Source organism: Pseudoalteromonas sp. SWYJZ12, assembly GCF_015864395.1.
GTDB classification, from domain to species: Bacteria; Pseudomonadota; Gammaproteobacteria; order Enterobacterales; family Alteromonadaceae; genus Pseudoalteromonas; species Pseudoalteromonas arctica.
Genome location: NZ_JADYXH010000026.1, coordinates 16,337 through 42,198 on the forward strand (window position 1 = coordinate 16,337; position 25,862 = coordinate 42,198).

The 25,862-nt window shown below is 39.4% G+C and carries 23 protein-coding genes; 14 read left to right on the forward strand and 9 right to left on the reverse strand.

What is annotated here, in order from left to right:
* Positions 1–7: 7 nt before the first annotated feature.
* The 3 genes from I6F42_RS18385 to I6F42_RS18395 are packed head-to-tail and all read right to left on the reverse strand — an operon-like array spanning position 8 to position 2,129.
* On the reverse strand, positions 8–253 hold the full coding sequence (locus tag I6F42_RS18385) for a hypothetical protein (RefSeq protein ID WP_197152994.1): 246 nt from the start codon (positions 251–253) through the stop codon (positions 8–10).
* The gene (locus tag I6F42_RS18390) at positions 250–1,845 is read right to left on the reverse strand and encodes a PepSY domain-containing protein (RefSeq protein ID WP_197152996.1); all 1,596 of its coding nucleotides are present in this window, start codon (positions 1,843–1,845) and stop codon (positions 250–252) included. The genes I6F42_RS18385 and I6F42_RS18390 overlap by 4 nt, the downstream gene beginning before the upstream one ends.
* Complete coding sequence (locus I6F42_RS18395) at positions 1,842–2,129, reverse strand: hypothetical protein (RefSeq protein WP_033026460.1); 288 nt, start codon at positions 2,127–2,129, stop codon at positions 1,842–1,844. Before I6F42_RS18395 ends, I6F42_RS18390 begins: the two co-directional genes overlap by 4 nt.
* A gap of 236 nt (positions 2,130–2,365) precedes the next feature.
* Between I6F42_RS18395 and I6F42_RS18400 the strand changes: the two genes are divergently transcribed.
* The 4 genes from I6F42_RS18400 to I6F42_RS18415 all read left to right on the forward strand — a co-directional run bounded on the left by I6F42_RS18400 (position 2,366) and on the right by I6F42_RS18415 (position 6,100).
* Positions 2,366–3,136 carry an undecaprenyl-diphosphate phosphatase gene (locus I6F42_RS18400; RefSeq protein ID WP_197152998.1) on the forward strand — a complete coding sequence of 257 codons (771 nt, stop codon included), beginning with the start codon at positions 2,366–2,368 and terminating at the stop codon, positions 3,134–3,136.
* Between the two features lie 9 nt (positions 3,137–3,145).
* The gene (locus tag I6F42_RS18405; protein WP_007581825.1) at positions 3,146–3,367 is read left to right on the forward strand and encodes a hypothetical protein; all 222 of its coding nucleotides are present in this window, start codon (positions 3,146–3,148) and stop codon (positions 3,365–3,367) included.
* A 410-nt stretch (positions 3,368–3,777) separates the two neighbouring features.
* Positions 3,778–5,799: a GAF domain-containing hybrid sensor histidine kinase/response regulator gene (locus I6F42_RS18410; RefSeq protein ID WP_197153000.1), complete on the forward strand. Its 2,022-nt coding sequence runs from the start codon at positions 3,778–3,780 to the stop codon at positions 5,797–5,799.
* A 40-nt stretch (positions 5,800–5,839) separates the two neighbouring features.
* Positions 5,840–6,100 carry a hypothetical protein gene (locus I6F42_RS18415; protein WP_010555288.1) on the forward strand — a complete coding sequence of 87 codons (261 nt, stop codon included), beginning with the start codon at positions 5,840–5,842 and terminating at the stop codon, positions 6,098–6,100.
* Positions 6,101–6,217: 117 nt separating this feature from the next.
* Here I6F42_RS18415 and ahpF read toward each other — a convergent pair whose 3' ends face one another.
* Both ahpF and ahpC read right to left on the reverse strand, forming a co-directional pair.
* Positions 6,218–7,792 carry an alkyl hydroperoxide reductase subunit F gene (ahpF, locus tag I6F42_RS18420; protein WP_197113709.1) on the reverse strand — a complete coding sequence of 525 codons (1,575 nt, stop codon included), beginning with the start codon at positions 7,790–7,792 and terminating at the stop codon, positions 6,218–6,220.
* Between the two features lie 154 nt (positions 7,793–7,946).
* Positions 7,947–8,516 carry an alkyl hydroperoxide reductase subunit C gene (ahpC, locus tag I6F42_RS18425; protein WP_197153001.1) on the reverse strand — a complete coding sequence of 190 codons (570 nt, stop codon included), beginning with the start codon at positions 8,514–8,516 and terminating at the stop codon, positions 7,947–7,949.
* 282 nt (positions 8,517–8,798) lie between these two features.
* Between ahpC and I6F42_RS18430 the strand changes: the two genes are divergently transcribed.
* The 3 genes from I6F42_RS18430 to I6F42_RS18440 all read left to right on the forward strand — a co-directional run bounded on the left by I6F42_RS18430 (position 8,799) and on the right by I6F42_RS18440 (position 10,506).
* Positions 8,799–9,218, forward strand: a complete 420-nt coding sequence (locus I6F42_RS18430) for a DUF3429 domain-containing protein (protein ID WP_197153003.1) — start codon at positions 8,799–8,801, stop codon at positions 9,216–9,218.
* Positions 9,219–9,285: 67 nt separating this feature from the next.
* On the forward strand, positions 9,286–9,687 hold the full coding sequence (locus I6F42_RS18435) for a hypothetical protein (protein WP_002960599.1): 402 nt from the start codon (positions 9,286–9,288) through the stop codon (positions 9,685–9,687).
* Between the two features lie 3 nt (positions 9,688–9,690).
* Positions 9,691–10,506, forward strand: coding sequence for a class I SAM-dependent methyltransferase (locus I6F42_RS18440; RefSeq protein WP_197153005.1), 816 nt, complete (start codon positions 9,691–9,693; stop codon positions 10,504–10,506).
* A gap of 27 nt (positions 10,507–10,533) precedes the next feature.
* Here I6F42_RS18440 and I6F42_RS18445 read toward each other — a convergent pair whose 3' ends face one another.
* Positions 10,534–12,138, reverse strand: coding sequence for a GMC family oxidoreductase (locus I6F42_RS18445; protein WP_197153006.1), 1,605 nt, complete (start codon positions 12,136–12,138; stop codon positions 10,534–10,536).
* A 102-nt stretch (positions 12,139–12,240) separates the two neighbouring features.
* Here I6F42_RS18445 and I6F42_RS18450 point away from each other — a divergent pair, with 102 nt between their 5' ends.
* The 4 genes from I6F42_RS18450 (at position 12,241) to I6F42_RS18465 (ending at position 16,558) form a co-directional block, all read left to right on the forward strand.
* Complete coding sequence (locus I6F42_RS18450; protein WP_197153008.1) at positions 12,241–13,251, forward strand: AraC family transcriptional regulator; 1,011 nt, start codon at positions 12,241–12,243, stop codon at positions 13,249–13,251.
* A 37-nt stretch (positions 13,252–13,288) separates the two neighbouring features.
* Entirely contained in the window at positions 13,289–14,275 is a 987-nt protein-coding gene (locus I6F42_RS18455; protein WP_165725025.1) for a Gfo/Idh/MocA family protein, read from the forward strand.
* Positions 14,276–14,718: 443 nt separating this feature from the next.
* Positions 14,719–15,462, forward strand: a complete 744-nt coding sequence (locus I6F42_RS18460) for a FadR/GntR family transcriptional regulator (RefSeq protein ID WP_002960591.1) — start codon at positions 14,719–14,721, stop codon at positions 15,460–15,462.
* A 232-nt stretch (positions 15,463–15,694) separates the two neighbouring features.
* Complete coding sequence (locus tag I6F42_RS18465; protein ID WP_101216422.1) at positions 15,695–16,558, forward strand: DMT family transporter; 864 nt, start codon at positions 15,695–15,697, stop codon at positions 16,556–16,558.
* An 82-nt stretch (positions 16,559–16,640) separates the two neighbouring features.
* Here the strand turns inward: I6F42_RS18465 and I6F42_RS18470 are convergent, their stop codons facing one another.
* Complete coding sequence (locus tag I6F42_RS18470; RefSeq protein WP_197153011.1) at positions 16,641–17,837, reverse strand: MFS transporter; 1,197 nt, start codon at positions 17,835–17,837, stop codon at positions 16,641–16,643.
* 74 nt (positions 17,838–17,911) lie between these two features.
* Entirely contained in the window at positions 17,912–19,006 is a 1,095-nt protein-coding gene (locus I6F42_RS18475; RefSeq protein ID WP_197153013.1) for an NADH:flavin oxidoreductase/NADH oxidase, read from the reverse strand.
* A gap of 476 nt (positions 19,007–19,482) precedes the next feature.
* Here I6F42_RS18475 and I6F42_RS18480 point away from each other — a divergent pair, with 476 nt between their 5' ends.
* Positions 19,483–21,897, forward strand: a complete 2,415-nt coding sequence (locus I6F42_RS18480; protein WP_197153014.1) for a TonB-dependent receptor — start codon at positions 19,483–19,485, stop codon at positions 21,895–21,897.
* 104 nt (positions 21,898–22,001) lie between these two features.
* The gene (locus tag I6F42_RS18485; protein WP_197153015.1) at positions 22,002–23,585 is read left to right on the forward strand and encodes a sulfotransferase; all 1,584 of its coding nucleotides are present in this window, start codon (positions 22,002–22,004) and stop codon (positions 23,583–23,585) included.
* Between the two features lie 435 nt (positions 23,586–24,020).
* Here I6F42_RS18485 and I6F42_RS18490 read toward each other — a convergent pair whose 3' ends face one another.
* Positions 24,021–24,452 (reverse strand): universal stress protein, encoded by a 432-nt coding sequence (locus tag I6F42_RS18490; protein WP_008165663.1) that lies wholly within the window; start codon positions 24,450–24,452, stop codon positions 24,021–24,023.
* Between the two features lie 574 nt (positions 24,453–25,026).
* Between I6F42_RS18490 and I6F42_RS18495 the strand changes: the two genes are divergently transcribed.
* Entirely contained in the window at positions 25,027–25,803 is a 777-nt protein-coding gene (locus tag I6F42_RS18495) for a hypothetical protein (protein ID WP_231616400.1), read from the forward strand.
* Positions 25,804–25,862: the final 59 nt, after the last annotated feature.

Below are 25,862 nucleotides of genomic sequence, written 5' to 3' on the forward strand. Positions count from 1 at the left end.
GCATTATTTAACCTAATAATTGCGGTGCTTTACCCGCAATAACTGCTGTTAGTAAACCAGCTAACATAGCTCCCACAACGGTGCATATTGCACCGCCTAAAATACCGTAAACACTCATAAAACATATCAGCGCTAAACCAAATAGCAGTGTGCTTAAAAATGTTTTAGTCGCTAATGTAAGTGTGTTTTTTCGTATGTTGAGCATCATTAATAATAAACTCACCATCGCAATTGTAATTAGTAGCTCGTTCATGCGAGTTGTACCTCAACTTGTAATTTTTGTGTGCTTTTTATTTTTAAAGCACCAAACATACACACGGTACCCACCACCATAAAGCTTATATCTACTACCGCGACAAGCGAGCTATTAAGGTTAATAACATTGCTAACGCCAAGTAAAATATTAAGTGGCAGCACCAAAGCAAGCGAAGCGCCGCATAGTAAAAGTGTCAGCTTAAAATAGTTTTTATAACCTATGGGCAATACACTTAATAGTAACCATGCCAACCACGTATAAAAGAACACGGGTCCAAAAAAGCTATTTTGCGCCACACCAACAACGCTATAATTAAGTAAAACTTGCACAGGAAATAGCACAAAGCTTGCTAATACCAAACCGCCACAACTGCCAATAATAAAACGATTCCAGCGTGCATATGCCTGCATACTCAGTGAAGGGCTACTGCCACGTGTGCGCTTTGTTAGCCACATCATCATGCCCGAAATAGGTAAAAGCGCAGTACTTAAGCCAAGCAATACCCAAAGTAATTTTACAAACACTCCTGCAAAGTTCCCAAAGTGCAGCGGAAACATCAACTCAATTACTTTTATCGAAATACCTGAAATATCACCAAAACTACTCATCGACTGCACAAACTCACCATTGCCCTGATAATGCAGTAACTGAGAAGCAACAGCCTCGCCACCTAACAAACGCAAATATACCTGCGCATTCGCATCGTTATGCGCCATTATTGTGACATCCCTAATTATTGCTTCAGGGTAACGACTATGAGCATGCTCTAAAATAGTGTCTATTTTTGTAGGTTGCTTAATGTGGCTAACTACAGGCTCAGGAATAGCGGTAAACGTTTCTATTAACTTATCTTGATCGCCACCAAAGCTCACAAACGCAGCTGCTGGTAGTAAAATAATGGTTGCGAGCCCTAAAAATGATCCTGTAAAACCAATCACAATATTAAATACGCTGCCCCAAATACCTATAACCTTATGAGCATCGCTTACTGCAATATCTAACCCTTTATCTCGCCTAAACGTAAAGAGCTCTTTTATCAATTTTCGATGAATAAACAAGCCTGTCACTGCACTTACTAAAAGCGTTAAACCTAAAAACCCAGTGAGTATTAACCCAATTGGTCGCCCTAAATGCAAATCTGCATGAAATTCACCTATATAAGTTGGCGCATCCGTTTTTTTATTGGCGTAAAACTCTTTACTAGGCCCATAGTAAGTATTTTCCAGCGTCAACGTATCGGGATGAAATTGAAATACTCTGGCCACCTCTTGGTCGTAATTTTCATCGCCATGGTGAGATTCAAATACCAACGTTAATAAATGAAAGTTATGCCCACTTGGTAAAAACACATGAATGTTTTCGCCAAATTCACTAGGTACTTTTTTATGGTATTCGTTTACTAGTCGATTAATTTGCGCGCTGGCAACATATTGGCTAGATTGTAGCTCTGGATTTGCCCATATTTTTAACTCTGGGCGAGACAGCACCGCTAACGCTCCACTAAATGCAACAATAAATAGCAGTACCGCAGTAATAATTCCTACCCAGCTATGTAATAAAAATAGCTTTTTTAAAGTAATCGACTTCATCCCTGCCCCTGCGTTAACGCCCAAAAACTCAATAAACCATGTAATACACACAATGCAATCATTACTACAAAAGGTTGCCATGCTTTTTGCGCCAAATACGCATAAATAAACAACGCAGTCCAAATAATAGGAAAGAGTAAAATAGGCAGTAATATTTGTTCATTCATTTGAAACGGTAAATAGGTTGTCATACCCGGAATCATTATTACCGCTGTAACTAGCGCTAATACACACGCAATTAAGTGCCTTCGCCGTGTAGCTGTAAACGTTTTTTTATTATTCATTATTCGCTCAATAAATTTGCCCAAACATATACAAAACAGCACATGCAAATGATAACAATTGTCATTATATTGTGCATTTAATACTTAATGCAATTTATTAAACAAATTAAGTCTAAAAACGCTGTTGGTTTGCCTTTAGAGCTTTTATGCTACGCCTCGCAATTTAGGTACGCAGTAATGCGTCATTTCAGTTAAGCCGAGTTCGGGCTTTTTAATTTTTCAGGAAGCAGTAAACCGTGGATATAATTAACGCGATTATTTTAGGTATTATTGAAGGTATAACAGAATTTTTACCCATATCATCAACTGGGCACTTAATTGTAGCGTCAAAGTGGTTAGGCATTGAACCAACAGATGCTAACCTCGCCTTCGAAGTAATTATCCAGCTTGCCGCCATTTTAGCGGTACTAGCCAACTATAAAGACAAGTTCAGCCCTAAACATTTCAATTTATGGGTGAAAGTTGCCATTGCATTTATTCCTTTGGGTATTATTGGTTTTATATTTAGTGATGTAATAAAAACACTGTTTAGCGTACAGGTAGTAGGTGTTATGTTTATTGTAGGCGGTGTGATTTTTTTACTATTAGAGCGCAGTTATAAAGAGACTCACTGCACAACTACCGATGTAACCCAAGTTACTTATAAACAAGCTCTCTGGATTGGCGTAGCACAAGTATTTGCGTTAGTTCCAGGGACTAGTCGTGCTGGAAGTTCTATTGTTGGTGCCATGTTGTGTGGTTTAAACCGAAAAGCCAGCGCTGAATTCTCATTTTTACTTGGTTTACCTGTACTTGCAGCAGCCTCAGGGTACGACTTACTTAAACATTACCAACTGTTTAGCTTAGATGACCTAACTGCCCTTACTGTGGGTTTTTTAACGTCTTTTATAGTCGCTTACTTTACTATTAAACTATTCATACGCTTTCTAGAAAATTTCACTTTTGTTAGTTTTGGTCTTTACCGAATCGTATTTGGTGTTATTTTATTAGCTATAGCCTACACATAAGAGAATATTATGAGCGAAAAAATAAACGAAGAAGCACTCCACGCCCTAAAAATAGCTTTTACTTACATGCCTAAAGCGATTGAGGTGACAAAGTATGAATATGGCGAGCGCTACCAAAGCGTGCTTGATCACATTGAAGCTGTACGTGAAACACTGCTTATTAACGATGTTGACCCAGAGGAAGTAGGCGGCGATATCAACCCGCAATATACCCCAAATTCAACGTATTAAAAGTATACCGCTGAGTATTATATGCTCGGCGGCATGCTGCGCTATATACAAGGGCCTGCTTATCTTTCGAGGTTAAATTTGCAGCAGGCTGTTTGGTATTTAGGCAAGGCAGAGCCTATGTAGTGTGGTTATTCCCCATAAATAGGCGATAACGCAGCATAAATGCCAAACATGCGCTGCCCTTTGGGTTCTGCCTAGGGACAAATTTTAATACTGAAAGGTCAACAGGCCCTACTACTATTAATAAACCACTAACTTAGTTCATAAAAACATAAGGTTATAAAATTTAATACGTATCAATTTTAGTTATTAGTAATTAAAACTGCTAAACTGGATTTTAAACTAATACCAATGCCCTAATTGGCCTATGTATTATATAAATTGAACAAAAGCTTACGGGGTGTTTTCTTTTGAATTTTTTACGATGTTTTCACGATATAGTTTCTAATCAATCTCTTGATTTTGAAAGTAAAATTAATAAGCTCTTAGTGTTTGGGTTAGAAGTATTTGACCTTGAACTAGGTATTATTAGTAAAGTAGATGAAAACAGCTACACCGTTTTATATGCCAAAACCCCTGACAACTCACTTTTACCCGGTACCGTGTTTGAATTACAAGGCACCTATTGCGTACATACGCTCGCTGCAGGCTCTGCACTTGCCTTTCATAAAGCATCTCAAAGCGCAATTGCAAACCACCCCTGTTATATAAACTTTCAGTTAGAGTCTTATATTGGCGCGCCAATAAAAATTGGTGAAAAAATATTTGGTACCGTTAACTTTTCATCCATAAACAGCTCTCCAGCTTTTAATGATGCAGCCTATGATTATATTGAGTTATTTGCACAATGGCTTGGTTCGGAATTTGCTCGCACCCAAGCTAAAGAACAACTCATAAAAAATAGTAATACTTTATTAAAGTTAGAACACGTTGCAAATATAGGTACGTGGGAGGTTGATCTAATCTCCGATAAAATTACCTGGAGCGAGCAAACATACCTCATACATGAGGTGGATGAACAATTTCAACCGCAAATGAATTCTGCAGTCGAGTTTTATAAAGAAGGTCCAAGTCGTGAAGGCATTACTCGCGCGGTAGAATTAGCCATAGAAAAAGGCAAAAAATGGAATTTAGAACTAGAAATAGTAACCGCTAAAAATAAACATTTATGGGTGGCTACCTTTGGTGAGGCCGAATTTGATGAAGGCCGATGTGTCCGATTATTTGGCACCTGCCAAGATGTAACCGAGTCAGTAATGCTCCGAGAAGAGCTTAAACAAAAGCAAGCTCAAGCAGAGCGCCTACTTGAAGACAGAAGCATGCTATTTGCTAAAATCAGCCACGAATTAAGAACCCCACTGAATGGCATTACAGGTATGCTAACCACATTAGTTGATGAACACAGTGAAGAAGTTCGCGCTGAAAAAATTAAAATAGGACTTAGAAGCGCCGATATTTTACTTAGTATTATTAACGAAGTGCTCGATTTTTCTAAAATTAATCATGGTGAGCTAAAGCTTGAACCTACTGACTTTTTACTAAAAACAATTTTTACCGATTTAACTTCTTTATATACACCTCTATTTAAAAACACGCATGTAACGCTACAAGTAAATAATACAATTGATGACAACTGCTGGGCGTTTAGCGACAACACACGCCTTAGCCAGATTGCTTCTAACTTACTGAGTAATGCACTTAAATTTACTGAAAATGGTTCAGTTACATTAAACACCAGCCTTTCTAAAATAAAAAATAAGCTAAGTTTAAATATTGAAGTGTCTGATACAGGCCGAGGAATGAGTAAAGGCTTTTTAGAATCACTGTTTTCTCCTTTTTCTCAAGAAGTAGATGCTAAAAATTCAAAAGGTGGAACAGGCCTTGGCCTTGCAATAGTAAAAGAACTTGTTGAATATATGGGCGGCAAAATAAAGGTAAAAAGTACACCTAATAAAGGCACTACGTTTTTAGTAAATATTCCTATTGAGAAAGGGACAGAACAAAAACAAGAAAGCCTTAAATCAACGTTAGATATCAACGGCAGTGAACTATCAGTGCTTGTAGTCGATGATAACGACATTAATCGGTTGGTACTTCATGCTTCTTTAGGCAAACTTAATATAAAAGCCGATTCTGCAGTTGATGGCCAAGATGCTGTATTAAAATGTCGCCAAAAGCATTATGACCTGATTTTTATGGACTGCATTATGCCCATACTCGATGGATTTGAGGCAACAAAGCAGCTTAGATCAGAAAACATCTGCTCGCATGAAGAAACCTACATAGTGGCTATAACTGCTAATACTTCATCACAAGACAAACTTGCCTGCAAACAAGCCGGTATGGATATGTTTATATCAAAACCGTTTAAACTACCCATACTTGAAAAAGCGGTTATTAATGCGCTTGAGCATACCGTAAAAATCAGCTAATTTTTACTGCACTGGCACTGGTAAAAAATAAGAACATAAAATGAAAAACATAATTAGAACTATATTATTAACAGTACTTATTGTTGCAGTATTTAAAGGCGTTTCCACTGGGCAATGGAGCTCATCAATAACAATTGTTATCGTATCAGGCGTATTGTTGTTAGTTACATTTATCAGTGCTAAGTCATCACGTGGATCATCAGCTTATACTGGCAGTGACTCATCAGTTTCCTCTAGCAGTAACTCATCGCACTCTCACACAAATTGTAGCGGCGGTGATTCTGGTGGTGGGTGCGATTAAATCGTGTGCTAATTCTTAAGCATTAAAAAAGCCGCCTTTGGAGAAGGGCGGCTTGGGTTAACAAACAGCTATGGGTGTAGCCTTGCTGTTATATCAAGAGAGTTTTTACTAATTACATTAAGCAGCGCTTTGATCAGCTTCTTCAGAGTGACGAATTAAATAATCAAATGCACCTAAACTTGCTGTTGCACCGCTGCCCATTGCAATAATAATTTGTTTAAACGGAGTATTGGTTGCATCCCCCGCGCCGTAAATTCCTGGTAGTGAAGTTGCGCCTTTAGCATCAATCAGTATTTCACCAAATTTGCTTAATTCAAGGTCGCTGTCTTTTAACCATTCGGTATTTGGTATTAAGCCTATTTGTACAAATATACCGGCAAGTTCAAGCTCTTTGCTCTCTCCCGACACTCTATCTGTGTACATTAAGCCAGTTACTTTTTTACCATCACCAAGTACTTCGGTTGTTTGTGCACTTTTGATAATAGTAATATTAGCCATGCTTTTAGCTTTACGAATAAGCACTTCATCAGCACGTAGTGTGTCTGCAAATTCAAGTACCGTAACGCTTTGCACAATATTAGCTAAATCGATTGCCGCTTCTATACCTGAATTACCACCGCCAATTACGGCAACAGGTTTACCTTTAAATAAAGGGCCATCACAATGTGGGCAATATGCCACACCATGGCCGCGATATTCTTGCTCCCCTGGTACGTTCATTTCGCGCCAGCGTGCACCAGTGGCAAGTACGAGCGACTTAGCTTTGAGTACTGCGCCATTCTCTAGTGTAATTTCGTAGCCATTGTTATAACCAAGTGCCGCTGCACGCTGATTATGCATTACATCTACATCGTATTCTTTAACGTGCTCTTCAAGCTGGGCAACCAATTTTGGCCCTTCAGTCGCCTTAATCGAAATAAAGTTTTCTATTGCTAATGTATCTGCAACTTGTCCACCAAATCTGTCGGCAACAATACCTGTATTTAACCCTTTTCGTGCTGAGTAAATCGCAGCCGATGCGCCCGCAGGCCCGCCACCAATTACAAGTACATCAAATTTATCTTTTTTACTTAGCGATTCAGCTTGGCGCTGTGCCCCTTTGCTATCTACTTTATTGAGTATGTCGGTAAGGCTTAGTGCACCTTGGCTAAATGGTTCGCCATTTAAATATACAGCCGGTACAGCTAAAATATTTCGCTCTTCTACTTCATCTTGAAATAATGCGCCATCAATCATGGTCGCTTTAATATTGCTGTTTGTCGCTGCCATAGTATTAAGTGCTTGGACTACTTGCGGGCACGTTTGGCAACTTAAACTTATATATACTTCAAAGTTAAGTTCTTGAGTAAGCGATTGTATTTGTTCAATGTCTTCGCTTTTAGCTTTACTTGCGTGTCCGCCAGTATGTAAAAGAGCTAACACTAAACTTGTGAATTCGTGGCCCATAGGTACGCCTGCAAACGTAATATGAGTGTTTTTAATAGGTGAATGTACAACCATTGACGGGCGACGCGCGCTTGTATCAGGATTGTTTATTACCGTAAATTTATCGCTCAGTGAAGCTAAATCGTTCGCTAAGCTTTCTACTTCTGCTGATTTTTTGCTGTCATCCAAGGCAATAAGCAGCTCAACAGGTTGAGTAAGCGATTCAAAATGGCTTTTTAATTGATTTTTTATGTTGTTATCTAACATGGCTTAACCCTTTTAGGAAAATTTAAACAGCAAGCCTCCCATGCCAAATAATGCATGTGCTTAAACAAGTATATTGATATAGGAGGCACCAACAAACGGATGTTCGTTGATTTAAGGGCAGTTACCTGCCCTTATAGTAGGAATAAATCTATACTTAGATTTTACCAACTAGGTCTAGTGAAGGTGCAAGTGTGTCTTCACCTGGCTGCCAAGATGCAGGACAAACTTCACCGTCGTGAGTTGCAATGTATTGTGCAGCTTGTACTTTACGAACAAGTTCTTTAGCGCTACGGCCAATACCTAAATCGTGAGTTTCGATAATTTTAATTTCGCCTTCTGGGTTCATTACAAATGTACCGCGAAGTGCTAAGCCTTCTTCTTCAATCATTACGCCAAAGCTACGAGTAATACGTCCTGTTGGGTCGCCAATCATTGGGTAAGTAATTTTACCAATTGTGTCTGACGTATCGTGCCATGCTTTGTGAGTGAAGTGAGTGTCAGTAGATACTGAGTAAACTTCTACGCCCATATCTTGAAGTTGTGCGTAATAATCTGCAACATCACCAAGTTCAGTAGGACATACAAATGTAAAGTCTGCTGGGTAAAAGAAGAAGATTGACCATTTACCTAGAACATCTTTTTCAGACAATTCTACAAAGTCACCGTTGTGGTAAGCGGTTGCATTGAATGGTTGTAATTTAGTATTGATTAATGAAGTGCTCATGGTATTTCCTCATCTATATTTAATGTATTTAAAAAGTAATCAACGCTCTCGTTTAAAACGACCTTCTGCGTTGGCTTGGTTAATACAATAAGGCTAATGGACAATTAAATAAAATTGATTGTTTAGATTAAAACAATCGGTTTTTTGGGTTGAACTATATAATCCCTGTTATCGTAAGCATTATTTGGATTGTAAACGCTGGCGAATTATTAAGATCGCTAATCGCAATACTGCTACAATAGCCGCGCTTCAAATAAGTCATTAAATATAAGGCACGCCGTAATGGAAAAATTTTTTAACCACATACAACTAGGTTACTTAGGCTTAATCCCGTTTTTAGGGTGTGTGGGTTGGCCGCTTATGTTTGGCAGTAATAGCCTTAACTTAGAGTTTTTTACTTTTTACAGTATCGCCATTTTAGCATTTATGGCAGGTAGCTTGTGGCGCGCCGGAGAGCAAAGCTATAGCAATGCAATTAAAGCGGTATTACCTGTTATCCCAGTTCCATTTTTATCATTTTTACCTGTAGAGTGGGCACTGGCTTGGCTAGGTGCTAGTTTTTGGTTAGTACTTATATTTGAAAAAGCCACGCCGCAATGGAAAACCTATCATAAAGATTATCAAAAAATGCGTGTAGTACTTACCTCTGTTGTGTTTGTTTGTCACATTCTGATTATTGGTATGAGTATTTACCCTAAATAGCAGCTGTAAACTTAAATATTGCGTGGTAATAAGGTAATATCCGCGCACTGCTATTTGAGGACACACCATGATTGACCAACTACGCCAACAACTCGACGAACTTGGCGAAAACTACGTAGAAAAAAACGCTGCATTTAAAATCAAAGTGATCCCATTTTTTTGTGCTATTCGCATTAAAAAAGATCATAAAAGCGAAGGTCGTTTAAGCTTTTATTCAAGTCAATTACTCGAAATTTTCTTAGTCGTCTTATTTTTGCTATTTGGTTTAACACTATACGATACAGATGCAGGATTTACTCACGGCCCTATTCATATTGCCTTTGCCATTTTAATTACCTTTAATCTTATTATTAAACAAATCGCAATTGAAGGGTTAAAAACCAGACTTGCGTTTCATCGTTTACTAGCAAAAGACTCACAAACAAATAGCGATATAAATAATACTGCTACAAACATAAACGCTAAATAAAATATGTATTTAAATCCTCAATGGCGAATACTCACCGTAGGCGATGGCGATTTATCGTTTTCGAACGCTATTTACACTCATCTATCGCCAAAAGCTTTGGTTGCATCCACTTACGATGACCAAACTACTATTGAGCAAAAGTATCAGCACAATGCACTTGGTAACCTAAAAGCGCATAACGTTGAGGTACTTAATAGTTTTGATGTAACAAATCCCGCGTGTTGGCAAACTCTAAGTGAAAACCAGCACAGCTTTGACGTGGTTATTTTTCAGTTTCCGCTTATACCTGCGTTTGTTGGTCGTGAAGCATTTGAAAACAACACGCGCCAAACCAGTATGAACGTATTAAACCGCGCTTTACTGCATCAATTTATTAAATACGCTAACGAATACGCGCTTGATAAAAATGGTCCAATGCTGTGTTATATCACTTCAAAAGATGTAAAACCTTATCGAGAATGGAATATAGAAGGGAGTTTAAATAACGGTTTAAACGCTGATTATTTAGGCCAAATCCCATTTAATATTAGCCATTTTGAAGGTTACAAAATTCGTAATGTTGACCGCGATAAACACGTAAAAGACACCAGCGGCATAACTTACGTTTTCAGCCCAAAAAGTATTGATACACATACTAGCGAATTAAGCTTACGTCTTACCAAACCTGCATATTTAACACCAAACCATTGCCCGCTTTGTCGCGTTGGACCTTATATGGCAAGCGAGGACGAAATCAAGCATCTAAACGCTAAAAAGCATCAGCAAATGCTGCACCTTGAAAGCGATTGGCAACAATGGCTAAATGAGTTTTATAGCTAATTAATAGCCCTACTACAGTTTATTTAATTACACCTTTTCGTGTTTAATTAAATCAGCCGCTTTTTCAGCAATCGCAATTACCGGTGCATTTGTGTTGCCGGTAATAATGGTAGGCATAATCGACGCATCGACTACGCGTAAGTTACTTACCCCGTGCACTCGCAAATTAGTATCCACCACTGCCATTGGATCCTGCCCCATTTTACATGTCCCTACTGGGTGATATTCGGTATCTGCAGTTTGGCGTATAAACTCAATTAGCTGATCATCATTATTTATATCAAGCGGATAGAGCATTTTACCGCGTATGTTATCAAAAGCTTTGCTTTGCATAATAGCGAGTGTTTTTCTAAGGCCTGCAAGCATTACAGTTAAATCATCTGGATGGCTTAAGTAATTAGGGTCTATAAGCGGTGCACTACGCGGGTTGTTATCAGCTAATGTAATAGTACCTCGGCTTTTGGGGCGCATAATACTGCTGTGTATACTGTAACCATGCCCAGTGTGTAATTTACGACTATGATCGTCCACCAGCCCAATTACAAACTCTAGTTGCACATCGGGCGCTGGCGAGCCTTCAAATAATTTAATAAACGCGTGCGACTCTGCAAAGTTACTGGTTAATCGCCCTTGTCGTTTACTAAACCAGTTAGCACAGCCTTTTATAATGCTGGCAATGCCTAACGGACTTATACCAAATGTACCCTTACTTGTTTTTGATTTATAAAGTGGTACTACCGTTAAATGATCTTGTAAATTAGCGCCAACACCTTCAAGTACGTGCTGAACCTTAATGTTATGTGCACTTAACTGCTCTTTTGGGCCAATACCTGAAAGCATTAATATTTGCGGCGAATTAATAGCGCCAGCACTAAGTATTACCTCTTTTTTAGCACGTAAATTAATAACCTCTTTATTACGCTCTATTTGCACGCCTTGCGCTATCTTATTGGTTATATTTATTTTATTAACGTGGCTATAGGTTAATACCGTTAAATTTGGGCGGTTTAAATACGGTGTTAAATACGCTTTTGCTGCACTACAACGCTCGCCATTGTGCTGGGTTACCTGCGATAGACGTGCGCCGCTTTGCTCTTTGCCATTTATATCGTCGCTTAAATTAACGCCCTGCTCAGCACAGGCATTTAAAAAATATTGATTTATATCGCTGGGGTTATTTAGCTCTTGTACATGTAGCGGGCCTTTTGTCCCGTGCAGCTCATTATTTATAAACGCTTTATTGTTCTCAGCTTTAATAAAGTACGGGAGTAAACTATCAAAATCCCAACCTTCATTACCAAGCTGTGCCCAATTATCGTAATCGTACTTATTACCTCTTATGTAAACCATTGCATTTGTCGAGCTTGACCCACCCAATACTTTGCCTCGCGGCACAAAACCACACCGGTTATTAAACTCTTTTTGTGGCACGGTATTGTAATGCCAGCTATTTATGCCATAAGGGACACTCGCTGCTATGCCTGCTGGCATTTGCACAAATACACTGTTATCACTGCCGCCAGCTTCAATTAAGCACACACTTACATTTTTACCCTCAGACAATCGCGATGCCATAACGCAGCCGCCACTACCTGCGCCAATCACAATGTAATCAAATGTTGTATTGTTCATGGTGTACCTTAATAAAAGTTTTAAACGGCTTTAACAGTAATAGTGCATAGAAAAACTCAACAAAACTTGATATTTTTAGACATCATTTATTTGAGGTTAACCATGAGCAGCCTAATCAGAGCCACGTCATTACAAGGTATAGATACCCTAATTAGCGAATTTGGCGGCGATCCGCATGAAATAATGCAAAACTGTAATGTTAATAACGTTGACTTTAAAAATCTCGATAACCAATATTTACCTTATCGAGATTACGCTGAGCTATTAGAGTACTGTGCTTGTAAGTTCAATTGTTCTAGTTTTGGCCTTAAGCTCGCAAGTAGACAGAATTTTGATATTTTAGGGCATATTGCAATAGCAGCTAAAAGTAGTACTAATTTAGGTGATGCACTTAATTGGGTTATTAAATACCTTCACTTGCACAGCCCTGCACTTAGCTTAAACTCGCACCCTTTAGAGAATGATAAAAGCTTGTTTTTATCATTCGAAATTAATTTAAAACCATTACCGAACATCAACCAAGTGATTGAGCTAACTATTGGTTTAGCATTGGCTGTTATTAAAAAGCTGAGTAATAACCGCTGCAAACCAATTAATATATTTTTGCCAAAAAAATTAAGTACTAATACTCGTGCCTATAACACTTACTTTGGTTGTAACGTTATAGAGCATCGCAACAGCGCTGGTATTGTAATCTCAAAAAGTGATTTAACTCTTGAGCTTGATCACCCTGAACTAAATAAAGTACAAGCAGCGCTAAGCTTCTTGGCAAAAAACAAAGAACACACACAACCATTACCCAACCAAGTTAGTGCACTAATTAGGCCTATGCTTCCTATTTATCAATGTAGTAACCAAACTATTTCAGCTGCGCTGGGTATGCACCCGCGTACTCTGCATCGAGAACTTACCAAGCATAATACGAGCTTTGTAAAACTTAAAGATGCCACTCGTCGCGCTTTAGCTGCACACTACTTAGCACAAAGCCAATTTACAATATCAACCATATCTGAGCTTTTAGGGTATCAAGAGCAAGCAACGCTAAGTGTTAATGTTAAACGCTGGTTTGGATGTTCTCCTCGAGCATATAGGACTAAAAAAATGTTAAACTAAACACTCTTATTATTTTTATTTAAGCTAAGGAGTGAGCATGAACTTTGTTATTGTTGGCACCAATTTTATTAGCGACACACTGTTAGCCGCTGCAAATACGTTAAACGATTTTAATTTATATGGTGTGTGCTCGCGCGCAGTATCAAGCGGCGAAGCATTTTTAGCCAAACACCCACAAAATGCACAAGCAAAAATTTTCACCTCAATCGAGCAAGTATGCCAAGATCAAAATGTTGATGCTGTCTACATAGCCGCCCCTAACAGCTTACACAAACAATATGCCGTTATGTGCCTAGAAGCGGGTAAACATGTCCTTGGCGAAAAACCATCAGCAGCCAATTCTAAAGAGCTTGCAAGCATTATAGCTACAGCAAAAAAGCATCAGCGCCTTTACATGGAAGCCATGATGACCACTCACTTGCCTAACTTTGCACGGCTGCAACAGGCAATGGTAAAAATTGGCACACCACGTAAATATATTGGGCAATACAGTCAATATTCATCGCGTTACGATAAATATAAAAATGGCGAGCGTCCAAATACGTTTTTACCCGAGTTTGCTAATGGTGCTTTAGTTGATTTAGGGATTTACCCACTGTATTTATTAATTGCACTTTGGGGAGCGCCGCAAAGCGTAAGTGCCAGTGGCGTATTACTTGATACAGGTGTAGATGGTGCGGGCGATGTATTACTAAACTACGCAGATAAACAAGCCGTTATTAGCTACTCTAAAATATCGCAAGGCGACAACATAACCGAAATACAAGGCGAGCTTGGACGCATACGTATAGAAGCCGTATCGCAACTCAAAAAGGTGGAGTTTATTGCTAATAATGGTGAGGTAGAGGTTATATCCCAGCCGTTTGATGAGCACTTTATGAAATACGAAGTTGAACATTTTATGGCGTTAGTGAAGCAAAATATTCTTGAGTCACCCGTTAATACACATATTTTAGCCAGTAACGTAATGAGCGTACTTGATGAAGCGCGCAAACAGCTTGGCGTTGTGTACCCTAACGACTAATTAAATAAAATATGGGCGTTAACCAACGACAGTTAACGCCCAGAAGAAAGCTTAAATAGCTCTCGTACAACTACACATTTTACAAAACACACTTTACAAACACATTTAAAAATAGCGATCCCCATCCATGGGCAATCAAATACTTCTACAGCAAACTTAACACTAACAACCCAAATTCGGTTTATTACCAATATTTATTATTCAATAACCTTAAAACTAACCTAACACATAAAAACATTACCAATCAAGCTAGCCAATTGCATTATTTTAAACTAAATTGGTAATACAAGAATACAACCATTGGTGTATAGTGGTTTTTAACCATAACATCGCGTTAGAATTTTGACATAATAGTGAATTTTGAGGTAACCTCTGGTATTAACAGTTGGTTTTGACTTTTAGGCCCCAGAGGCCATTATTCCTTAAGGTAATGAAGGTAAAGTATGGGTAATCGTCGCTTATTTTGGCGCATAGTTGATAAAATTGAGTCTTTAATAAATCAAGGCGAATTTTCTGCTGGGAGTCGTTTACCACCTGAACGTGAACTTGCAGAAATGTTTGATGTAAGTCGCCCTACCATTAGAGAAGCTATTATCGCATTAGAAGTACGTGGCCGAGTTGAAGTTAAAACCGGCTCTGGTGTTTACGTAGTAGAACAAAAAAATGCATCTATAAAATCAAAAGAGATCAGTGCATTTGAACTTACTCAAGCTCGCGCATTAATTGAAGGCGAAATTGCCGCTTTAGCTGCTCAAAGCATTACAGAAGAAGAACTAGAGCAACTAAATAAAACATTAATTGCCATGGAAAAAGGCCTTTATGTTGAGCAAGCCGACCGTGAGTTCCACGAAATTATAGCTAGAGCAACACGCAATAAAGCACTTGAATTTGCAGTGTCTAACTTGTGGGATTTACGTTTAACAAACCCACAAATTGTTGCTGACTATGGCAGTGTGTGTAAAAACAATAACGAGTGCGTTATGGACGAACACACCGCTATTTATACAGCTCTAAAGTCGCATGATGCAAATGCAGCGCGCAGTGCAATGCACAAACATTTTAACCGCTTAATTAATGCTTTATTTGACGCTGTAGAATCGCGCGCACTTGAAGAAATTAAACGCAAAAATGATGAAAAACGAGGCCTCTACTCGCTTGATGGCTTAGTTAATAAAAGTGCCCACTAAGGCCTTTTAACCAACTGATTAAAGTTAGCAAACGCCTGTTTGCTAACTTTACCTCTTACTTTATTTACCTGCCCTATTAAATATACTTTTAATTGCGCTATTTTTGGTCGCAAACACTTACCTATAAATTTAAAAAAAGATACTATGCCGCCATTAATATCGGGCGGGTTTAGCTTTTATACTCCCTGCATTACATAACTAATTGATAGAGTTACTCAACTCAAGGATAAAAATGCAAGCATCTTCAAAAAGTTATTTACTGGCTATCGTGTGTGTTCTGCTTGCAATGATGACCATTCAAACGGGCGCGTCATTTGCAAAACAGCTTTTTCCTATTGTTGGTCCTGAAGGTACAACTGCCCTTAGGCTTGGGTTTTCTGCCTTTATACTTTGCTTAGTGTTTAAACCTTGGAAACACTTACCTACTTCTGGTAATCGTATTCCTATAATTGTGTATGGTTTAAGTTTAGGCGGCATGAACATTTTGTTTTATTATGCCATTGAACGCATTCCACTAGGCATAGGTGTAGCGCTTGAATTTACAGGTCCGCTTGCTGTTGCCTTATTTTCATCACGCCGCAAACGTGACTTATTTTGGGTTGCCTGTGCTATTGCCGGTATTTTGCTTCTGCTTCCAGATATGAGCGGCCAAGACAGCCTTGATCCATTGGGTGTAGCGCTTGCGCTTGGTGCTGGTGCATGTTGGGCAGGTTATATATTATTTGGTAAAAAAACGGGCACACAAAGCTCTGGTGGAGCAACTGTTGCGTTGGGTATGACCGTTGCCGCTATAGTGCTAGTACCTTACGGCGGCATTCTGCAAAGCGCCGCGTTTACGTGGGAAATTATCCCACTGGGTATTGGTATTGCTATTTTATCAAGCGCACTGCCTTACACACTTGAAATGGTTGCACTGCGTAACATGCCTTCACAAGGGTTTAGCGTAATGATGAGTTTAGAGCCTGCAATAGCTTCGCTCGCAGGGTTTATTATACTGGGTGAGTTACTTACTTTATGGCAGTGGCTCGCTATTTTACTTGTTATTATTGCATCTGTTGGTAGCTCTTTTTCAAACGCAAAAAAACAGGCTACTTAATTAACTACCAAACTAACCTTAACAACCTAAATAAAGTCACCACGCAACATGGTGACTTTATTGTGTTGTATCCGGTAATTTTTTAACTCACAGCCTTACTTTGCTTTTTAGTTGTAAGCAAATAACCAATCAACGAAATAAGCGGCATGCCGGTAGCGACCAGTGCAATACCAGTCCAACCGCCCGCTTCATATAACGGGCTGGCAATAAGCGAGCCTACTGCGCCACCTACAAATATACTCGTCATGTAAATAGCGTTTAAACGCGCACGGCTTTGTGGCTCTAGTGCGTACACTGCACGTTGACCCAATACCATATTGGCCTGCACAGCAAAATCAATAAACACTCCGGTTAATGCCAATACTATAATGCCGTAAGGTAGCTCAAATAAGCTTGGTAAAAAGCACACTGCTGCAATTACTTTGGCCAGTAACGATAACTGATGTGTATAACCTTTATCGGCTAAGCGACCAACAATGGGGGCAGCTACAGCACCTGCCGCACCCACTAATGCAAACAATGCTATTTCTGATTGCGATAAACCATACTCACGGGCAAGCACAACCGGTACGCTCGTCCAAAATAAACTGAACGATGCAAACATTAATGCTTGAAAAAGTGAACGTTGGCGCAGCACTGGTTGGCTTATCATTAACTGTTTAAGCGATTTTAATAACTTAAAATACGTTGTTTTATGGGTAGGTTGCCTGCTTGGAATAGCAAAATAAATTACGCCTGCAATAAACACCATACACCCTGCTGCAAAGTAAAATACAGCGCGCCAACCAAAGTGATCGGCTATTAAGCTCGATATAGGTCTTGCCAGCAAAATACCTAGCAAGAGACCCGCCATAATATTGCCAAGAACCTGCCCGCGCTTCTCGTCAGACGATAAATGCGCAGCAAGCGGAATAAGCACCTGAACAGAAACCGAGCTCATGCCTATCATTAAACATAAAATAAGCATTACATTAGGTGAATCAGCAAGTGCAGTACCCACTAAACTCAAAAACGACACAGCTAAAGTAATAAGCATTAAACGCTTATTTTCAATTAAGTCAGCTAATGGCACTAAAAAAAACAACCCCAAAGCGTAGCCTATTTGTGTAAGCGATACGATAAGGCTAGCACTGTGCGCACTTAATCCAACTTCTGGGGCAAGTAACTCAATAATAGGTTGAGCGTAGTAAATATTGGCAACAATAAGACCGCAACACAAAGCAATAATAGTAACGAGTGTATTGCTAAGTGGTTGCGCTGAAACGCCTGGTTGGGTCATGTGTGTCTCTACTTTATAAAAATAATAAAACCCAACCAGCAAACGCGGGTTGGGTTTTTACAAAAAACTTCGTTTTACTTAATTGGTGATGGCTGCCCATGTGGGCTTGAGCGTAAATACTGTTTAGGTGCAGTTACTGTAGCGCCAAGCTCTGCAGCTGCATGCCACGGCCAATGCGGGTTATATAAAATGCCACGCGCCAGCGCTACACCATCGGCTTGCTGCTCACTAATAATATCTTCGGCTTGTTGCGGCTGTGTAATTAAACCCACCGCTATAACAGGCATTTTAACCGCTTCTTTTATGGCTGTTGCAAACGGTACCTGAAAATTAGGTTTTACTGGTATTTGTTGCTCAGGACTTAAACCCGCAGTACTTACATGAATAAAGTCACAGCCGAGTTCATCAAGCGCTTTACTAAGCACTATCGATTGCTCTAAATCCCAGCCGCCTTCAACCCAATCGGTTGCCGAAATACGCACACCTACCGCTTTTTCACTAGGAAATACCGCTCTTACCGCTTTAAACACATCAAGCAATAAACGCATTCTGTTTTCTAGGCTACCACCGTAGTTGTCATCGCGCTTGTTTGAAAGTGGCGACAAAAACTGGTGTAACAGGTAACCGTGCGCACCATGTAGCTCGATTAAATCAAGGCCGAGTTCATCAGCGCGTTTAGCTGCACTGACAAAGTCTTTAATTAATGAGTCAATGTCGTCTTGGCTCATTGCTTTTGGCACTGGGCTGCTATCGTCGTACGCAACTGCCGAAGGTGCGAGCGTTTGCCAGCCATTAACGTCATCAGGTGCAATAGCATCGCCACCGTCCCATGGTTTTTCAGTTGATGCTTTGCGCCCAGCATGTGCCAACTGAATACCAATAGGCATAGGGCTATATTGTCTTACTGCTTTTAGGCTTTTGCCCAAGGCTTGCTGGGTTTCGTTATTCCAAAGCCCTAAATCGCCGTAGCTAATACGCCCTTCTGGGTTTACTGCTGTTGCTTCTAAAATTAGCAATCCTGCACCACTTAAACTCAATTGGCCCAAATGAATAGTGTGCCAATCGCTAGCAGCGCCATTGTTTGCTGAGTACTGGCACATGGGTGCAATAATAATACGGTTATCTAACGTTACTTGCCCAAGTGATAAAGGCGAAAATAGTTGGCTCATTGTTAATCCTTAAAAACACGCACAAAAAAGTGCGGACAAATAAAAAATATAATACGAAGTGGCAATCAAACACGCTCACTCAATAACTTACACAGTTACTTATAAATACGACTACCACTCTTAATGGGGATAAAAACATACTTTAATAGTGCTGATAAAAGCATAACTAATGACATTATAAACTATCAATTTTAATGTAATAATTTGTTTAACGAGCACGTCATAACACCATCTTTAAAATATGAATGACTATTTACCTTTAAACAAGGGTGTGATTTTTAACCTAACTGTACCTAATAGCACTAAGCTATTGCTTGTATTGCCTATTAACTAAATAAAAACCCTACACACTAACAATATTTATTCTACAAAAGTGAATTAAAATTCAATTTAAATATTCCCAGCTACTTCACTCCCTGATAAACTGCTTAACTTAATTTACTAATGTAAAACATTTGAACTGGGGATCACTTTTTATGTTTAAACCAAGCTTGTTAACCTTGGCTATTTCGAGCGCTGTTTCTAGCGTATTTTTATTGCCTAATGCTGCACTTGCTCAAGAAGAAGTTGCAGCTAAAAACAAATCACTCGAAGTAATCGAAGTTACAGCAACAAGGCGCAGCGGCTCTGTGCAAAATGCACCGCTAAATATTACAGCCCTTGATGCAGATATTATGAAAGATCAAAATATCAATGAGCTTGCGGATGTAGCACGCTGGGTACCTGGTTTAACAATTACCGATCAAGGTGGCCGCTCAGGCTCGCCTATTATTGTTCGTGGTTTAAATACAAACTCTTCTGGTCCATCGTCAGATGGTGGCACGGTATCTACTTACATTAACGAAATTCCAGTTTCGGTAGATATGCGCCTAGTAGATATTGAGCGTGTTGAAGTATTAATTGGGCCACAAGGCACGCTTTATGGAGCAGGCACATTGGGCGGTGCAATTCGTTACATGCTTAAACAGCCTGAGCTTGATTTTACATCGCTTGAAGTATACGGCGACCTATTTCAAACAAAAGAAAGTGACTCTTTAGGTGGCGAAGGCGGCTTTATATTTAACCTTCCACTTATTGAAGACAAGCTTGCAGTTCGCGCCAGCATAAACGTATATGAAGACCCAGGTTTTATCGATTACGGCTACGTAGTACGCGAGCCTGGCGTATCGTTGCCAGATCCAGATTGGAGCGATAGCTCAGCAATTAATAACAACCTTAAAAATGTAAAAGACGCCAACGGCGAAACCACCACTACAGGTCGTATTTCTGTACGCTTTAAACCAAATGAATCGTTTGAAGGTACACTTAACTACTTTTACCAAAACCAAGACAGCGAAGGCCGCTCGATTGTTCATTACAACAGCCTTAATGCAAACAACGGTTTAAGCGACGTAATAGGTAAATACGAATCAGCTTATCGCTTTGAAGAGCCTCGCGAGAAAAAAGATCAATTACTAAGCCTCGAACTAAAAGCCGACCTAGGTTTTGCAGAGCTAGTATCGGCAACCGGTCTTTCGAGCTTTGATGCCGACGGTCAACGCGATCAAACAGACTTACTTATTCGTCTTGATTACGGTTATGAAGAGTTTCCTTCGTTTTCAACGTTTACCCGTGAAATTGACGAAGAAGATACCTTTACTCAAGAAATTCGCTTAGTGTCGCAAGGCGACAGCGACTTTAACTGGATTGTGGGTGGCTTTTACAACAAAACAGAAACCGAAGCATCAAGCCGAGAGTTTACCCCTGGGTTTGACCAATTCGCTATCGATAACTTTGGTGGCGAGCAGCTAAGACCTGACTCATTAGAATACTTAGAGCTTACAAAAAGTACCGTCACTGAGTCTGCACTATTTGGTGAAGTTGGCTATAAAGTAACTGATAAGCTTGATGTTACTCTTGGGCTACGCTTATATAAATACGATGTAGAATCAGAATCTGCAGTGGACTTTCCATTATTTAATACATTATTTGATGGTGCAGGACCAAATGATATATCACTAAATTTTGAAAAAAATGAAGCAAGCGATAACGGCAACTTATTTAAGTTTAATGCTAAATACCAATTTACTGATTCAGTTATGGGTTATGTAACGGTAAGTGAAGGCTTTAGAATCGGTGGTTCAAATGGTTTAGCTCCGTGCCCTGATCCATTACCAGCTAATCAAGCCGGTTGTGGTAACCCTGATGAAATGCTGTATGACGCAGATACAACAACCAACTACGAGCTAGGATTCAAAAGTACATGGTTTAGAAGCCAACTACACTTTAACGCTGCGTTATTTAACGTAGATTGGGATGATGCACAAATTTCAGGTGCTACCGAAGTAGGACAATTGCCGTACCTTTCAAACGCCGGCAGCGCTAATGCAAAAGGGGTTGAAGTATCAACTCGCGCGATCTTATCTGACTCATTTTCACTGTACGCAACCTACGCTTATACAAAAGCAGAGTTAACATCAAACGCACCATTTTTGTTTAACGCCGATGGTACCGATGGCGCAGAAGACGGCGACCGTTTACCAGGCTCACCTGAAAATCAATTTTCGATGGGTGTAAACTATCAAACAGACGTGTTTAACGACAAAACGCTTGATATTAACTACGGTTTAACTGCGCAAAGCGACGTGCTTTCAAGAGTAGGGCTTCGTGACAACGGCGAAACACTACCAGGTTACAGCTTAAGTAATATATCAGCTAAATTAACGGCTGATGCATGGTCAACTACGCTATATGTTGATAACCTATTCAACAAATACGCGGTTACCTCAGTTCGTCGTTCAGATGCCGATATAACATCCGCTAATGGCGCCGACATACAACGTAACTACGGCCATTACATTAATCGCCCGCTTACGGTAGGTGTAAAATTTAACTACAAATTTGAAATATAATTTAAGCGACTTTTAAACAGTCTCACTTTTTAAACACTGTTTTAAGGCTCAAATTTATTTGAGCCTTTTTATTTTCTTTTACAAAATAATAATTACCAAAAACCATGCAGCCAAATTTAAAGCAACTTCATCAAAGCGCAATACACTCCCTAAACCAAGGTAAAATAGAGCAAGCACACAAAGCCCTAGTGGAGTTAGTTACACTCAAACCAGACTTTGCTGATGGGTATTTTTTGCTGGCAATGGTTAATTTAACTGTTGGGCAAATACACAAAGCAATAAAGCTCATCGAAAAAGCCCTCACCCTTGGCCAAAGTATTGAATACACCGCGCAACTTGCTAAATGTTACGCACTTACTGGCGAATTACAAAAAGCAAAAAACACCGCACTATCGGTGCCATTAAAACAAATAACTAAAGCCCTTGATGCCGACACACTTGGCGTTGCACTTACTCAAGCAGGCATTCACGAGCAAGCACTTAACTACTTTGAGCGCGCTATTAAACTAGCTACAGCAGCTAACAAAGCTCAACCACCGTTTTATTATAACTACGGTGTAAGCGCTAAGTTTTTAGGTCTATTTGATAAAGCCCAACACGCTTTTGAAAATGCCATAGCGCTTAACCCGCAGCATCATCAAAGTCATTTTGCATTAAGTGATTTAACTAAAGTAAGTAAGCAAAACAACCATATTGAGCGCTTAAAAAACGTGTTTGAGCAAGTAACACACCCCGATGCAAAACTGCATATTGGCCATGCTTTAGCAAAAGAGTATCAAGATATTGGTGAATATTCAGAGGCTTTTAACGCGTTAGAGCAAGGTAAAGTAGCAAAACGTGCTGTGCAGCCGTTTGATCATAAAAGCTCAACTGAGTTATTTGAACATATTAAACGCTTAAGTGAGCAGCACACACAAGCGCTAACACAAGGTAACCCAACGGCCGAACCTATTTTTGTATTAGGCATGCCCCGCTCTGGCACCACATTAGTTGAGCGTATTTTATCGAGCCACAGCGACGTGCAAACAGCCGGTGAATTACAAGACTTTGGCCTAAGTGTTAAAAAGCTAAGCCAAACACAAACACCTCACATGCTCGACACTCAAACGCTCAGTAAAGCCTACGAGCTTGATTTTAATCAGCTTGGGTCAACCTATTTAAACGCAACACGCGTAATAACAGGCAGCCATAAACACTTTATTGATAAGCTCCCGTTTAACTTTTTTTATATCGACTTAATAACCAAAGCACTGCCAAACGCTAAAATTATTTGTATGCTGCGCGATCCAATGGATACCTGTATTGGCAACTATCGCCAATTATTTACCATTAATAACCCCTACTATGCTTACTCGCTCGATTTACTCGACACTGCAAAATTTTACAGCCGTTTTTACAAACTAATGCAGCACTTTTGCATGCAACACAGCAATATAAAATTAGTAAAATACGAAGAGTTAGTCGCACAGCCCGAGCAGCAAATAAAAGAGTTAGTCAGCTTTTGTAACCTAGAGTGGCAGGAGCAATGTATAGATTTTCACTTAAACACCGCACCAGTTTCTACGGCTAGCAAAGTGCAAGTACGCCAACCACTTAATAATAAAGCAATAGGCCGTTGGAAGGCATTTAAGCCCCATACTGATAAAGCAGTGGAATACCTTTTAAAACAAGGTATTAGGGTTGAATAAACGCTTTATTTTCCCAGTGGGAGACGCCAAATAAGCGGTTTTGTGTAAGTGTAGGTCGGATAAGCGAAGCGCCATCCGACACAGTAAAATACCTTGCCAATTATTATCAATATTTTACGTTGTCGAGTGGTTGGAGAGTGGCCATGAGCGGACCTTCATTATTCAGTCAATTCAAGAGGAAAAGACCAGGTTATACATACTGGTAGAATGAAGGTCTTAGTTAAAAGACGTCTGCAATGAATGCCTACGCAATGAGTGAAAAAAATTAACACTCACTGCTGTAAAAGTTTTACGTTGACCCTGCCCCAGTATGAAAAGTTCACTTTCGGGCAATTTAACCGTGTATTGATGTTTACACAACTCACATTTTTACCAAACCTGCTGGCCACTTTGTCCCGTCTAAAACCGCAGCGGGACAAGAGATACGCGCCAATTTTATTTGACTATTAACACTGGGCAATCAGCTTTATTGGCGATCGTTTCTGCAACGTTAACATTCAAAAAATGAGAAAGTCCGGTTCTTCCATGACTGGCAATTACCACCATGCCTATATCACCGCTATTAGTCTCATCTAAAATCTCATTAATGGCATCACCATGTCGAATAACCGTTTCAATCTTTAAATCAGTATTCAACTGACCTAATAACTCATGCATTTTACTCGCCGCAGCGTCTTCCATATTTTTAGCTAACTCTTGGGGAGTTATCGCAAGGATCATATAATTCTCATTATCTGAAGGCTGATCAACAATATGTAAAATACGAATGCCTACTTGATATAAATTCGCCATTTCAATGGCATATTGCAAAGCATGTGATGCAGTATCAGAAAAATCCGTAGGCCATAAAATATTACCTGTTCGCATATTATTCTCCTTCACAATTTAAAAATCATATTTTTCAATGATATTACCAACTCCATAAGAATAGACTCGGCTCCATCTCAGCAAGTTAAGTGTAGTGAGTATTAAAGGGTTATCTATTGATTACGATCAATAAATAACAATAAGGCACTAAAAGTAACAATACCTCATCAATTTATGCTTATTGATTAGGCTGTGATTGCGGGGTTTATTACTCTGGTTGTCGTTGTTGTTTCTTTTATAAGATAATCAATATTTGGAATAATTGGGGCTGACAGTCAGTTTTTCGCTCACAGTTGAACTTCACAAAAGTGCCAAAAGCAGCCATTCGGGTATAACTCGTTTCTGCCCCAAAACGTGCCAGAATAAGATTGAACGCTAAATTAAAAGCTCGTAATTTAAGTTACTTTTTCTAATACCAAAATATCGACATGCTTCAGGCCTTACTAACTTTATGAACTGAATACTTAAGTCGTCACCTGTCCCTAAATTGTCACAGATACTAGAAGAATAATTGTAAAAATAGGATATATGCCATATCTTACTGATGTGTATGGTTATGTTGAGAAAAGACAGTATGGCGTTAGAAGCAGGTGGATATGCAGAAAAGCTTGGCAACAGGTATGAATCTAATTGGGTTGCATATCAGTTATTGCGGCTGTTACAAGAAAAAATAAGTTATGTGATTGTAGAGCCTATTGGGGATGATGAGGTCGGAGTTGACTTGGTAATAGGCAATAATGATGACTCATACGAACACCATCAGTGTAAAGCAAGCTCTGGCAATAGCGAATATTGGCATTTATCTAAGCTCCATAGTTCCAACATTCTAAAAAACGCAAGTTTTCAAATCGGTAGAGGTGCTACAGAGTTTCATTTGGTCTCACCACTTTCGAGTAGAATAATCAGCGATTTATGTGAAAGTGCATTGAATAGTAATGCAATGCCGTTTGACTTCCTTAAATATCAAGTAAAACAAAGTCAAGAGAGAGAAAAGTGCTTCAATTCATTATGTGAATATCTTGGTATGTCTGTTGAGTTAGAAGAAGATATCCGCAAAGCAATGCTGTTTTTACAGCGTTTTAAGATTGTTCGTTATGATTTGAATAAACATAACCAAAGTGAGTTAGAAGACAGAGCTTCCTCTATGTTCAGTGGCAGCAGTACCAAGTTAGTTCAGTTCCTTAAATATTATCCTGTTGAATACAATAAATTACGTAACAAGATTACAGCGAATCAACTATTAAATGATCTGAAAAAGGCTGGGTTTGTTGCCAGAGGAATACCCGAAGATGAACGAGTACTTTCAGTTGTTGATGACCTCTCCAAAGAGTTTCGGAGTTTTTCAAGTTAGTTGTCGCATCAAATTAAATTTTATGCCGCCCGCATTGCTTCTTTTTTCTCTGGATTTAA